The sequence below is a fragment of the Candidatus Spongiisocius sp. genome (assembly GCF_965221825.1).
Taxonomy (GTDB): domain Bacteria; phylum Actinomycetota; class Acidimicrobiia; order Spongiisociales; family Spongiisociaceae; genus Spongiisocius.
On the sequence record NZ_OZ244917.1, the window covers coordinates 1405504 to 1417905 of the forward strand.

Here is a 12402-nt window from a genome sequence, read left to right on the forward strand (position 1 = left end):
ATGCAGCCGGCCGGCCACGCCGAGTCCTCGGGCCATGCTCCAACCGCCTCCTATCACGAGAGCGGCACCATGGAGGCCTGGAACGAGCGCTACGCGACCCGGGGCATGGTTTGGGGATCCGACCCCAACCGGTTTCTGGCTGAATACGCGACCGGGCTCACCCCGCGCAGGATTCTCGACCTCGGATGCGGGCAGGGACGCAACGCGGTATGGCTGGCCACCCAAGGCCATCGGGTAATCGGAGTCGACGTCTCCCCGGTGGCGATCGAGCAGGCCCGCAAGTTGGCCGCCGACCGCACGGTGGAGGTGAGCTTCGAGGTGGCGAACGTGGTGGAGGATTGGACACCGCCGGCGGGTGCCTTTGACCTGGTGGTTCTCTCCTATCTTCAGCTACCGCCACATGACCGCCGGGTGGCTCATGCCAGAGCCGCGGATGCCGTCGCTCCCGGGGGAACGGTCTGGCTGATAGCCCACCACTCCGACAACATCACGGACGGCGTAGGAGGTCCCCAGTATCCGGAGGTGCTGTTCGACGAGAGCGCCCTCGCTGCCGATTTCGGTGACTTGGAGATCCTCAGGAACGAGAAGGTCTACCGGGACGTGGAAGGCGAGGACGGCCTGGTGCGGGTGGCCCACGACATATTGCTGTTGGCCACCAAACCCTTGGAACCGGCCGGATAGCCTGGTCGGACCGGATAGCCTGGTCGGAGTCGATCGGTGCCGTCGCTCCATCGCCGGGCGCCGCTGCCTGATCGGAAACGACCGGAACACCCATGCGTTTCCGAATCATGCTCGGGCGGACTAGCCTTGCCACGCCACGCCCTGATAGATGCCTGGGTGCGAATGATCGCGAAGGGGTAGAGGCGACCACTCGCCAAGCGGTCTACTCACCGCGGCATGGGGGACTCCGTTGATGAGAGGATGCTTCTATGGCATACAGAGCTATGTACATCTGGTCGGACGGGACCGAGCCGACCCCGCTACTGCGGTCGAAGACCAACGTGCTCAAGGACGGCGAAGAGCCGGGCATCTGGGGCTTCGACGGATCTAGTACCAACCAGGCGCCAGGAGGCGACTCGGACGTGGTGCTCAGGCCGGTGAAGACCGTACCCGACCCGATCAGGGGCGGCGACGACATACTCGTGCTGAGCGAGTGCTTGACGCCCGACTTCGAACCCCACCCCACCAACACGAGGGCGGCGTGCGTGGAAGCCGAGGCCAAGTATGCCGACGACTTCAGCCCGATCTTCGGATTGGAGCAGGAGTACACGTTCATCACGATGATGGACCCGACGGCCAGCCAGTACTACGGTCCCCCGCCGGGATTCCCGCTCGGTGGATATCCGGCCCCGCAGGGCCCCTACTACTGCTCGGTGGGCGCCAATCGCGCCTTCGGGAGGGCAGTGGTGGATGCTCACAGCCAGGCCTGCATCGACGCCGGCCTGTCTATCGAGGGCACCAACGCCGAGGTTATGCCCGGGCAGTGGGAATACCAGATCGGGCCGCTGCCGCCGGTAGAGGTGTCCGACCAGATCCTGATCGCCCGCTGGCTGATCGAGCGGATCGCCGAGGACTACGGTCTCCAGGTGACCCTGCATCCGAAGCCGGTACAGGGTGACTGGAACGGCGCCGGATGCCACACCAACGTGTCGACCCGCCAGATGATGGAGAGCTACGACGCGGTGATCGCCGCCTGCGAGGCTCTCGGCTCCAATGCCGAAGAGCACATCAAGAACTACGGCGCCGACATCGAGATGCGGCTGACGGGCGCCCACGAGACCCAGCGCTACGACCAGTTCAGTTACGCGGTGTCGGACCGGGGCGCATCGGTGAGGATCCCCTGGACCACCCACAAGAACCAGAAGGGCTACATCGAGGATCGCCGGCCCAACTCCAACTGCGATCCTTACGTGGTCACCCGCCTGATCATGGAGACCATCTGCGGAGCGGCCTCCTCCTAACCAACCGTCCACCAGGCCCGATGCGTGCCGCAAGCGCGCATCGGGCTTCGGTCGTTTTCAATAGCGCCCGGCCGGTCGCCGGTCAGGCCTAGTCGCGGGAGCCGACCTTCTCTCGCTCCTTGCCCAGAGCTCAGGCTGCGCCGAAGCCTTGCATGACGATCTCGCTGATCTGGTCGACCTGCTGCTCGAAGCTGGCCGCCGCGGCTCGGAACTCGACCACCGCTGCTCGGCGGAGTTCTCCCGTGTCGGGCGCCCTCAGTCCGGCGAGGGTGCTGGCGGCTGCTTCGGCTACCGCGGCCGCCGACTCGTAGACCCGCTGGTGAGCGTCGGTCAACCCCGCCACGTCCTCGGGTGGCCGGTGGAGCTCCACCGCCTCGCTGAAGACTACGGCCCGCTCGGAGGCGGCAACCATGGCGGTTTCGGTCTCGGAGAAGGTAACGCCTGTCTGATCCCGGTTCTCCCAGGCGTCGTTGACAGCATTCAGTTCCTCGACCAGCGCCGCCAGCGCAGCCTTGTCCTCCGCCAGGTTGGTGAGGTACACCTCGATCTCGGGCGGCAGGAGGGTCGTGGGGGTGGTCTCTTCGGGCGTCTCGGTGCCATCACCGCCGGCGGTGGTTTCGTCAACGGCCGGCGTTGTCTCGGTCGTGGACCGAGTGGTACCGGATGGACCCGCGGTACCCTCGACGGCGGGTGGCTCCAGACGGTTCACCCAGACCCAGGTGAACAGGATCATTCCCAGCACCACCAAGGGCAACACCCACCGGCCGGGCCTGGGGTCAGGGTTGGACACCATAGCGAACAACGTTAGTCCGCACGCGACCGGTTTCCCGGTTATCCATGCCCGACGGAGTATCAGGACATGCTGGAAATGCCCGGATGTTCCGGGTATGTTGCCGGTAGGCGCGATGTTCGTCGGCACCGGGAGGAGCGAAAGGGTCCACCCGTGCCAAACCTTCCACCCCCAACCGACGACCAGGTGAGCGAGCACCTCCCGTGGGAACAGCTCACCATCCCTCCCCAGCCCGACCGCAAGCTCCTGATCTACGGCGTCGCAGCCGGCCTTATCGTGGTGGTGCTGGGCATGGTCGTATTCCGGCACATCAACCGGCCTACGGCGTCGGATCTGGTGCCGGTCACCCCGATTGCCGTCGCCGCCGAGCCGCTGGCGACAACCACCACCATCCCGCATGTGGCTGACGGTGGACCGGTACCGGCCACCGTGGCCTTGGCCGAGCCGGAGGTCACCGCCCGGATTTCGGAGGCTGACCTCATGGCGGTCGACCGGGAAGGGACGGAGCGCACGGTGGCCGGAACGGCCGAATGGCTGGTGCTGGAGTTCTTCACCATCGACCCATCCGAGGTATGGACCGAGCGGGTGGAGGCCGCTTCGGGCCTGCGACTGCCCGACGGGGTGGCACCTGAGCTATCCGGTGCCGGGACCGTGTCCTATGTGGAATGGACCCGGACCCGATCAGTCACCCAGACCGGACCGGACACCTACCGAGCCCGCGTCCTGATCCGCCGATTGGTGGCGCCGGACGGCATCGGCTTCCGGCGGCTCCCGGTGGAACGGGTGGATGTCGACCTCCGGGTGGAGCAGGATGGAGAGGTACGCGCCCTGTCGCTGCCCGAGCTCGCCACACCTGCCGAGACGGAGCTGATCCCGTTGCCCGAGACCGAGCTGGTATGGGTGGTGGACTCGACCGGCATCGGATGGCCCATGACGCGTTGATCTACGGGAGTCCCAACCCCGATTCTGGCGGGAGGGGGCTTGTCCCGGAGTGCTCGGCCGTCGTTCGCCGGTCTGACCTGATCGCTCGTCGATCCGCGTGGCGGGACACGCTAATGCTCAGAGTTACGAAAAGTGGTTCTCGAGGATGTCCGTAACCCCGGGGGTGATGCCGGACCAGTCGGCGTCGGGATTCTTGGTGACGGTGACGAAGTCGGCGGTCATGAAGACGCTCATGATCCCGTCGATCCCGAACAACTCGCCGGCCACCGGATCGTCTCCGGCGTTGGCCGCCACGTAGCTACGTGGACCGCCGACCTCCACCCCGACGGTGAACTTCAGCGCGTTCGGATTCGGGGTGAATTGGGGATCGATCGGCACCGGACCTCCTGTGCCGGAGATGTTAACCCGGCCCCCTATTGCACAACCCCCAACCACTACCATTCTCATGTGGTTCCGTCCCTAGAACTTGACCTCCGTCGCCGGCTGGGTGACGAGCAGGTGGCCTCCGACCCGCTCGACCTGTACGTGTTCGGCAAGGATGCCGGACTGGTACGCGGCGAGCCGGGCTTGGTGGTCTTCCCCCGCGACACCGCCGACGTAGCCACGATCATGCACCTCGCCGGTCACCACGGCGTGCCGGTGGTGCCGCGCGGGTCGGGAACCGGCCTGGCAGGTGGGGCGGTCACCACCGGACCCCACGTGCTCATGGTCACCACCCGCATGAACCGGATCGGCCGCGTCGATGTCGAGAACCGGTGCGTCTGGGTACAGCCCGGAGTCATCAACCTGGACCTCAGCATCCACACCACGCCGTTCGGGCTCCACTACGCGCCCGATCCCTCCTCCCAGTCGGTATGCACGATCGGAGGCAACGTCGCCAACAACTCGGGGGGACCCCACTGCCTGGCCGAGGGCACCACCGTCAACCATGTGCTGGCGATGGAGATGGTGACATCGGATGGCGACATCGTGACGGTGGGTGGGCCGGCGCCGGATCCGATCGGGCTAGACATACGCGGGTTGATGGTCGGCTCCGAGGGAACGCTGGGTATCGTCACCGACGTCCTGGTGAACCTGCTGCCCAACCCGCCCGCATCCCGCACCATCCTCCTGGCCTTTTCCGAGGTACAGCATGCGGCTGCCACCGTGTCGGGGATCATCGCCAATGGGCTGATCCCGGCAGCCCTCGAGATGATGGACCAGCCGATGACGGTCGCGGTGGAACGTTTCGCCAACGCCGGATTCCCCACCGAGGCGGCGGCCGTGCTGATCGCCGAGGTGACCGGGCATCCTTCGGCAGTGGACGCCGAGGCCGAGCTGGTACGCCGCCTCGCCGCATCCCATCAGGCGACCCTCATCCGCATCGCCTCGGACGAGGCGGAACGGAAACGGATCTGGTTGGGCCGCAAGTCGGCCTTCGGCGCCATCGCCCAGATGAACCCGGACTACTACCTGCACGACACCGTGGTACCCCGGACCCGGCTGGTGGAGGCTATCGAGCAGACCTACGCCATCTCGAAGCGTCACGACATCCCGATGCTCAACGTCTTCCACGCAGGCGACGGCAACCTGCATCCGCTCATGTCGTTCGATGGTTCCGTTCCGGGGGTGATGGAGCGGGTGGATGCGGCCGGGAAAGACCTCATCGAGATGTGCGTCGCCATCGGCGGTTCGCTTTCCGGTGAGCACGGTATCGGCATGGAGAAGCGGGATTACATGCATCTGGTCTTCGACGAGATGGACCTCGATGCCCAGGCCCGCATCCGCGAGGCTCTCGACCCCGGGGGAAGGTTGAACCCCGGCAAGATCGTTCCGCAAGGTTCACGCTGCTTCGACTTCGGCCGTCCGCCGCCGGTGGGGGCTTGGGTGTGAGCCTCGCCACCTCTGCCCGGGAAGGCTCGGGCCTACCGGCCGCCGCACCCGAGACCGTGGAGGAGGCGGCCGGCCTGATGGCCAACCTGCCCGCCGGAAGCGACCGTATCCGCATCCGCGGCGGCGGCTCGCACCGGGGTATCGGATACCCGGTGGCCTCCGACGTGGTCCTTTCCACCTCCCGGCTGGATCGAGTGGTGGCGTGGGAGCCGGACGACCTGACCGTGGTGGTGGAAGCGGGTGTTCTGGTCGAAGAACTCGAGCAGATGCTCGCGTCGAAGGGCCAGACCGCCCTGCTGCCGGAGCAACCAGGAACGGGCACGGTGGGCGGGGCGATCGCGACCGCCACGTCCGGATGGCGGCGTCACCGGTACGGACCGATCCGGGACCGGGTACTGGAGTTGACCCTGGTGTCCAGCGACGGCCGGATAGTCACCGCCGGAGGCCGGGTGGTGAAGAACGTGACCGGGTATGACATTCCCCGCCTCGCCACGGGCTCTCTCGGAGCGATGGGCCTGATCGCGCGGGTCTGCCTCAAGCTGTGGCCGGTTCCCCAGGCATCCGCCACCGTACCCGTGGAGTCCCCCGAAGAGGCGCTCGAGGTGGCCTTTCGCCCCTTGGCCGTGCTGGAGACCCGGGAAGGCGCCGCCGTGTTTCTCGGAGGCACCCACGAGGAGGTGGTGGGCCAGGCGGCCGCGCTGGGCGCCGAGCCCGTCGCCGGGCTGAACTGGCCGAGCCACCCGTCCGGAGCCATTCGCTTCTCGGTGCGGACCCCGCCCTCGTCCTTGCGGGGCATCGTTGATCGGCTAGACCCGGCCTGGACCTACCTGGCCCAGTTCGGCGTCGGCGAGGCGACTGTCGCCGCCGACGAGGCCGATTTCGGAGAACTCGACGAGCTGAGACGCCGGGCCGAGTCCCTCGGAGGCGCTCTGGTGATGCTGGACGCGCCCGCAGCGGTGGTCGGGGCATTCGATCCATGGGGGACGCCACCGCCGTCGATCGAGATCCAGCGGCGGGTCGTCAACCTGTTCGATCCCGGCCGCAGGATCAATCGGGGCATCCTGCCGGGGCGTATCTGACATGAGCTGGGTAACCCGTCACGCGCCGCGAGCGGACGAGCTCTCCTCGTGCATCCAGTGCGGGCTGTGCCTGCCGAGCTGTCCCACCTTCCGGCTGACCGGACTGGAGACAGCCTCGCCGAGGGGGCGCCTGACCGCGATGTCGGCGGTCGCCGCAGGACGACCCGTGGACAGCCGCTTCGAGGAGATCATGGGCGCATGCCTGCAATGCCGGGCCTGCGAGGTCGTGTGCCCGTCGTTCGTGCCGTTCGGCCGGGCCATGGAGGGCGCCAGAGCCGAGATAGCCGCCCAGACGTCGGGGGTCGACCGACGGCTCCGGAGGCTGGTGACCGCCCGCCTGCTACGTAGCCGGACAGCGGTTCGTCTAGGTACGGTGGCCGCGTCGATCGCCCAGTCATCCCGGCTCGACAGATTGGCGCCTCGCCGGATCCGGGGCAGCCTGGCAGGGATGCGATCACTCAAGGGAAGGCCACCCTCGATCGTCGGGAGGACTCAGGCCGCACGGGGGGAGAGACGGGGGGTGGCCGCTCTCCTGGCCGGTTGCGTCATGGACGCCTGGTTCGGAGATGTCCACACCGCCACCGTCGAGCTGCTGGCGGCGGCAGGGTGGGAAGTGGTATCACCCCGGGGTCAGACCTGCTGTGGAGCACTCGCCGCGCATGACGGCTGGGCGGACGACACCCGGAAGATGGCCTCGGTGAACATGGGGGCCTTCCGGGATGTGGATCTGGTAGTAGTCAACTCGGCCGGGTGCGGGGCCCACATGAAAGAATACGACCATTGGGTCGACGGCGGGGAGGAGCTCGCCACCCGGGTGGCCGATGCGAACGAGGTGGTGGCGGAGGCGATCGCCGACGGAAGGCTCCCCCGATTGGGCGCTGACGGCCGCACGGTGGCGGTGCAGGACCCCTGCCATCTCCGGCATGTGCAGCGGATCACCGACCAGCCGCGAGCAATCCTGGCCGCGGCCGGGCTTACCGTTGTCGAGATCGACCCGGAGGGTCGATGTTGTGGCGCAGCCGGCATCTACAGCCTGCTGGAACCTGACATGTCGCGCCGGCTTGGATCTTCCAAGGCGGGCCAGGTGCAATCGACCGGGGCCGCTCTGGTAGCCAGCGCCAATCCGGGATGCGAGATCCAGCTGCGCAGCTACCTGAGCGAACTCGGCCATGAGGCCCGGGTCGCTCATCCGGTGGAGCTCTACTGGGAGGCACTGCAGCGGTCCGAGAGACGGGGCGAGGTCCGGTGACCGACTACCCACCGTACGAGCGGCGGCGCCGGAACATCCCGGAACTGCTGCCCCCGACTCTCCAGCCCGGATCCGAGGTCTGGAGGTGGGCGACCATCGGTATCCAGTCGCTGCGGACGGTGCTCGGGGTAGTACTGGCGGTCATCGGCACCGGACTCGCCGGCATGGGGATCGGGCTGGCCCTGGGTGGGCTCGGCCTGCTCACGCTGGATCTGGCGCCGCCGGAGTCCGAAGTCCTGGCGGTCGGCGTGGCGGTGTTGATGCTCGGCGCGGCGGTGATAGGCCTGGCCGCAGAGGGGGGACTCGGGCGATCCGGTCGGCGGGCGGAGGCCGAAGCGTGGGAAACGCTCCTCACCTGGGTACCGGCCATCCTGGTCGGCACCTGGATCACCGGCCGGCTGGCAGACCTGTCGGCCTCGGCGCTGGCGCGCTTCTCCGAACTGTTCGACCTCTTGCCTGCCTATCTGGACGTGGTGGGCGGACGGGCCTGGCCGGCAGGTCTGATCGCCCTGGCACTGGCCTGGCCGGCCCTCCAGTACGGGGCGCCACGGTACCGGTGGATCGCCACCAACGTTCCATCCCTGCTCTACGCACCCTGGATGCTGCTCGTCATCCTGGAGTACCGGGGCGCCTGAGCCGGGAGCCGTATCGGGAGAGCCCGGCAGGCGAATGCCTACATGCGGGCAGGAACCTCGATTCCCAGCAGATCGAGCAGGAGCTCCATGGTCCGGCGGGCCGTCCGGACCATTTCCAGCCACGAGGCTTGCTGCCCGGGATCAGGCTCGGTCAGGATGTGGCATGCCTCGTAGAAACGGCTGAAATCAGCGGCCACCTCGTAGGCGAACTCGGCCAGATGGTTGGGGGCGCGCAACTCCATGGCGCGGTCGATCACCTCCGGGAGCTGGAGAAGGCGTAGCACGAGCCCGGTGTCCGTGTCGCGGCGCGGCGGCAGGACGGCGCCCGGCGCCAATCCCCGGCGCGAGGCCCGGGCGAGGATCGAATCCATGCGCACTGCCGCCATTTGGAGGTAGGGCCCGGTCTTGCCTTCCAGCGCGGTGAACCGGCGCAGGTCGAAGACGTAGTTGGAGGTTCGGTTGTTGACCAGGTCGCCGAACTTGAGAGCAGCGATCCCGACCTGGCGAGCGATCACGGCCCGTTCCGCCCGTGAGTATCCGGCTGCCAGATCCGACTCCTCGAGACGGGTCGCCGCGGCGTCAGTGACCATCTCGATCAGATCTCCCAACCTGAGCACGCCGCCCTCCCGTGTCTTGAAGGGGGTTCCGTCCCGCGCGTTCATGGTTCCGAAGCCGATGTGTTCCATGACTGCCCGGCCGGACAGGCCGGCCCGGCGGGCGGCCCGGAATACCTGCTCGAGGTGGTAGGACTGGCGAGAGTCGACTACGTAGAGGATCAGGTCCGCCTTCAAATCCGCGACCCGCATCTGGATGGTGGCCACGTCGGTGGTGCCGTAGAGGAAGGCGCCGTGGGAGGTCTCGAGCACCAGGGGCGTGAACTCGGCCTTGTCGCCGGGCCGGCTCACTTCGATCACCACGGCTCCGTCCGACCGCACCGCTATCCCCCGAGCAAGGGCGTCATCCACCAGCGGCCGTAGCAGGTCCCGGACCGTGCTCTCCCCGTACCAGAGGTCGAACTCCACCCCCAGGTCGGAGAAGTCCCGCTCCTGGGAGGCGCGGGACACCCGGACGAAGTGTTCCCAGAGCGCCACGTATCCGGGCCGGCCCGACTGCAGATCGGTGGTCGCGCGCCGAGCTTCCGCGGCGACGTCCTCGTCCCGGGCAACCTCGCGGGCCATCTCCGGATACCACTCCTGGAGATCGGCCAGAGTCACGCCAAGGGGTTCCTCGTAGGGACCCTCGTAGGATCCGTCGAAGTGCGCCAGGTCCGGATGGCGCCGGCGGGTGGCCACGATGAGCATGCCCATCTGAAGGCCCCAGTCGCCGAAGTGGACGTCTCCCAGCACGCCGTGTCCTGCGAAACGGAAAAGGCGCTTGAGAGTGTCCCCGATGATCGTGGCTCGGAGGTGCCCGACATGCATCGACTTGGCCACGTTCGGCCCCGCATAGTCCACGATCACGCTGAGCGGCTGCTCGACCGGAGACACGCCCAACCGCACGTCCCCCGCCATGGCGTCCATGCAGTCGGCGAGGGTACGGTCGGTAACGGTCAGGTTGATGAAACCCGGCCCGGCGATCGACACCGACGCGAGCCTATGGTCGTTCTCGATCTGCGTCACCACCTGCCGGGCTATGTCGCGCGGGTTACGACCGGCGCTCCGGGCGGCTGCCAGCGCACCGTTGCACTGGAACTGGCCCAGGTCGGGACGATCGGAGACCTGGACGGCGCCGAACGAGGCGTCCAATCCGGCGGATTCGAAGCCGGCCGCGACGATCGTGGTCAGGTCCGAGAGAAGGCTCATACGAATCCGGCAGGATAGACCCTCACCCTGAAGTAACCACGGGATGAGAGATGACCGGCCCTCAGGTGATCCCGGCACCTCCGACCAGCGCCCGTGCTATCGCGAACCAGGCCCCGGCGACCATGAAGGGACCGAACGGCAGGTGATCGTGTCGGGTGATGCGACGCAGGGCCAGCAGCAGGACACCCACCGCTCCGGCCGCCAGGAAGGCGCCCACCAGGGCCGCCACGGCCGTTTCCCAGCCGTGGTAGCCGGCGAACAGTCCCAGCGGGAACGCCAGCTTCACGTCGCCCATCCCGATAGCGCCTCGGGTCAGCAGGGCCGGGATCAGCAGCACGACGGAGTAGCCGAGGCCGGTAGCCAGCGCCTCCGGCACGTCGCCGATCCGGCCGTCCGCGATGGCCCCACCGGCGAGCAGTGCCAGGCCCACCGCCGTGCCGGGCACGAGCACCCGGTTGGGAAGGCGGTAGCTGCGCAGGTCGACGAAGCTCAGCACCACCGTCATAGCCACCATCCACAGAAAGGCCGCCAGGGTCCACCGGGGGCCGGCCAGCCAGACCGTACCGGCCCAGGCGACCGCCGTCACCGGCTCCGCCAGCCGGTAGATGGCCCCCGCGGACCGGTGGCATCGGGAGCAGGGATCCCCGCCTCCCATCCACCACAACAGAGGTACGTGATCCGCCGGCCGCGCAGGGCAGTCGCAGGCCGGGCGGCAGGCGATCACCGACCTGACCGGCGCCCGCTCCAGCTCGGCCCGGGTCAGGGTCACCAGGAACCGGCCCGCGAAGAGGCCAACCAGTCCTGCGACCAGGTAGAGCGGCATCGCCTACTCCACCAGGAGGGTGCCGGACAGTGGCCAGACGGCCTGATAGTTCGGCAATGAAAGCCCTGGCAGGGACATCGTGGTCCAACCCATCACCGTCTTCATCAGTATGCTCCTCGTGTCCTGCATCGGGAGGCACCGCGAAATCGCCACGCCAAGCCCCGCCCGGCGGGCCCTCCCCCACCGCCACCACCTGGGTTCGAGACGCGGCCCGCTAAGCCCTCCACGGGGCGACCTCGAACGATTTGATCCCTCTCACGGCCCGGTCGACAGCGGAGCCGCTGGTAATTGCGGTATCCGGCAACGTATAGCGGGGGTGTGACACTTTCAACCCCCTTGTCGCCGGACAACGGCAGGGGCCAGAGAATCAAGATCGATCCGGATCGGTCGAGTGCCTCGTTCAGGAGGCCCCGAAACCCCACGAACCGCCAATCCGGGACATCAGGCGGGAGGGGTGGGCTGATCCCGGTGTGCGGCCAGCGCCTCCAGCATGACGGTAGGGGGCACCTCCACACCGGTCCAGATGGCGAACGAAGCCGCTCCCTGGCCGACCAGCATCAGCTCCCCGGATGCGACCGGCAGGCCCCGCGCCGCCAGCACGGCCTCGGCCGGGGTCTGGCCGCGACCGTAGGCCAGTTCCAGCAGGCCCCCCGCCTCCTCCAGCACGCCGGCCGGCAGGGCTTCTCCCCGCATGCCCAGCGGAGTCGCATTGACCAGCACCGCCCCCGGCACCGGCTGTCCCCACGGAGCAACCGCGGCCTCGACCCCCACCCGCGCCACCAGCTGGTGGGCTGCTTGCGGCCGCCGCGCCGCCACCCGGACGTCACGATCGCTCAGCGCCAGGAGCGCCGCCGCAGCGGCCGCGCCCGCGCCAAGCAACAACGCCGGGGCATCGCCGGGGAGTTGAGCGTGCTGCCAGGCGAAGCGCACGCCGTCCGGGTCGGTCGAGTCGGCGTGAAGCCGGCCGTTCTCCATCCAGAGGGTGTTAGCGCCGCCCGAGCGGACCACCGCGCCTGACCGCCGGTCCGCCAACCCTGCGGCCAGTGCCTTGTGGGGCATGGTGACGTTGGCGCCGGTCAGGCGTCCGGCCCGGAGATCGTCTGCAGCCCGTCTCATGCCGCGGCGGTCGACTTGGCGCCGGCTGTAGGCGCCCTCGAGCCCCGCGAACTCCAGGGCGGCGGCGTGGATGACCGGAGAGAGCGAATGGGCTACCGGATCGCCGAGGACCGCCAGATGCAGGAAGGCCATC

12 protein-coding genes are annotated in these 12402 nt (G+C 68.1%); 7 read left to right on the top strand and 5 right to left on the bottom strand.

The window, feature by feature from the left end:
* Both ACOQPD_RS06635 and glnII read left to right on the top strand, forming a co-directional pair.
* Complete coding sequence (locus ACOQPD_RS06635) at positions 1 to 681, top strand: class I SAM-dependent methyltransferase (RefSeq protein ID WP_420614102.1); 681 nt, start codon at positions 1 to 3, stop codon at positions 679 to 681.
* A 248-nt stretch (positions 682 to 929) separates the two neighbouring features.
* The gene (glnII, locus tag ACOQPD_RS06640) at positions 930 to 1961 is read left to right on the top strand and encodes a glutamine synthetase GlnII (protein WP_420614103.1); all 1032 of its coding nucleotides are present in this window, start codon (positions 930 to 932) and stop codon (positions 1959 to 1961) included.
* A 130-nt stretch (positions 1962 to 2091) separates the two neighbouring features.
* On the opposite strand, the gene ACOQPD_RS06645 is transcribed toward glnII, so the two are convergent.
* The gene (locus ACOQPD_RS06645) at positions 2092 to 2754 is read right to left on the bottom strand and encodes a hypothetical protein (protein WP_420614104.1); all 663 of its coding nucleotides are present in this window, start codon (positions 2752 to 2754) and stop codon (positions 2092 to 2094) included.
* 183 nt (positions 2755 to 2937) lie between these two features.
* On the opposite strand from ACOQPD_RS06645, the gene ACOQPD_RS06650 reads away from it, so the two are divergent.
* Positions 2938 to 3693 carry a hypothetical protein gene (locus ACOQPD_RS06650; RefSeq protein WP_420614105.1) on the top strand — a complete coding sequence of 252 codons (756 nt, stop codon included), beginning with the start codon at positions 2938 to 2940 and terminating at the stop codon, positions 3691 to 3693.
* 123 nt (positions 3694 to 3816) lie between these two features.
* Here ACOQPD_RS06650 and ACOQPD_RS06655 read toward each other — a convergent pair whose 3' ends face one another.
* A complete protein-coding gene (locus tag ACOQPD_RS06655) occupies positions 3817 to 4071 on the bottom strand; it encodes a NifU N-terminal domain-containing protein (RefSeq protein ID WP_420614106.1) in 255 nt (84 codons plus the stop codon).
* Between the two features lie 69 nt (positions 4072 to 4140).
* Here ACOQPD_RS06655 and ACOQPD_RS06660 point away from each other — a divergent pair, with 69 nt between their 5' ends.
* The 4 genes from ACOQPD_RS06660 to ACOQPD_RS06675 are packed head-to-tail and all read left to right on the top strand — an operon-like array spanning position 4141 to position 8528.
* Positions 4141 to 5565, top strand: a complete 1425-nt coding sequence (locus ACOQPD_RS06660) for an FAD-binding oxidoreductase (protein ID WP_420614107.1) — start codon at positions 4141 to 4143, stop codon at positions 5563 to 5565.
* A complete protein-coding gene (locus ACOQPD_RS06665; protein ID WP_420614108.1) occupies positions 5562 to 6644 on the top strand; it encodes an FAD-binding oxidoreductase in 1083 nt (360 codons plus the stop codon). Before ACOQPD_RS06660 ends, ACOQPD_RS06665 begins: the two co-directional genes overlap by 4 nt.
* Before the next feature lies 1 nt (position 6645).
* Entirely contained in the window at positions 6646 to 7893 is a 1248-nt protein-coding gene (locus ACOQPD_RS06670; protein WP_420614109.1) for a (Fe-S)-binding protein, read from the top strand.
* A complete protein-coding gene (locus ACOQPD_RS06675; RefSeq protein WP_420614110.1) occupies positions 7890 to 8528 on the top strand; it encodes a hypothetical protein in 639 nt (212 codons plus the stop codon). The genes ACOQPD_RS06670 and ACOQPD_RS06675 overlap by 4 nt, the downstream gene beginning before the upstream one ends.
* A gap of 38 nt (positions 8529 to 8566) precedes the next feature.
* Here the strand turns inward: ACOQPD_RS06675 and argS are convergent, their stop codons facing one another.
* The 3 genes from argS to ACOQPD_RS06690 form a co-directional block, all read right to left on the bottom strand.
* On the bottom strand, positions 8567 to 10330 hold the full coding sequence (gene argS, locus ACOQPD_RS06680) for an arginine--tRNA ligase (protein ID WP_420614111.1): 1764 nt from the start codon (positions 10328 to 10330) through the stop codon (positions 8567 to 8569).
* A gap of 61 nt (positions 10331 to 10391) precedes the next feature.
* On the bottom strand, positions 10392 to 11153 hold the full coding sequence (locus ACOQPD_RS06685; protein ID WP_420614112.1) for a prepilin peptidase: 762 nt from the start codon (positions 11151 to 11153) through the stop codon (positions 10392 to 10394).
* Positions 11154 to 11594: 441 nt separating this feature from the next.
* Complete coding sequence (locus tag ACOQPD_RS06690; protein WP_420614113.1) at positions 11595 to 12401, bottom strand: shikimate dehydrogenase family protein; 807 nt, start codon at positions 12399 to 12401, stop codon at positions 11595 to 11597.
* Position 12402: the final 1 nt, after the last annotated feature.

What these genes read in the sequence shown, in the direction of transcription:
- argS (WP_420614111.1), bottom strand. Translation starts at nt 10,330, where the DNA reads ATGAGCCTTCTCTCGGACCTGACCACGATCGTCGCGGCCGGCTTCGAA.
- ACOQPD_RS06670 (WP_420614109.1), top strand. Translation starts at nt 6,646, where the DNA reads ATGAGCTGGGTAACCCGTCACGCGCCGCGAGCGGACGAGCTCTCCTCG.
- ACOQPD_RS06690 (WP_420614113.1), bottom strand. Translation starts at nt 12,401, where the DNA reads ATGGCCTTCCTGCATCTGGCGGTCCTCGGCGATCCGGTAGCCCATTCG.
- ACOQPD_RS06635 (WP_420614102.1), top strand. Translation starts at nt 1, where the DNA reads ATGCAGCCGGCCGGCCACGCCGAGTCCTCGGGCCATGCTCCAACCGCC.
- glnII (WP_420614103.1), top strand. Translation starts at nt 930, where the DNA reads ATGGCATACAGAGCTATGTACATCTGGTCGGACGGGACCGAGCCGACC.
- ACOQPD_RS06645 (WP_420614104.1), bottom strand. Translation starts at nt 2,754, where the DNA reads ATGGTGTCCAACCCTGACCCCAGGCCCGGCCGGTGGGTGTTGCCCTTG.
- ACOQPD_RS06685 (WP_420614112.1), bottom strand. Translation starts at nt 11,153, where the DNA reads ATGCCGCTCTACCTGGTCGCAGGACTGGTTGGCCTCTTCGCGGGCCGG.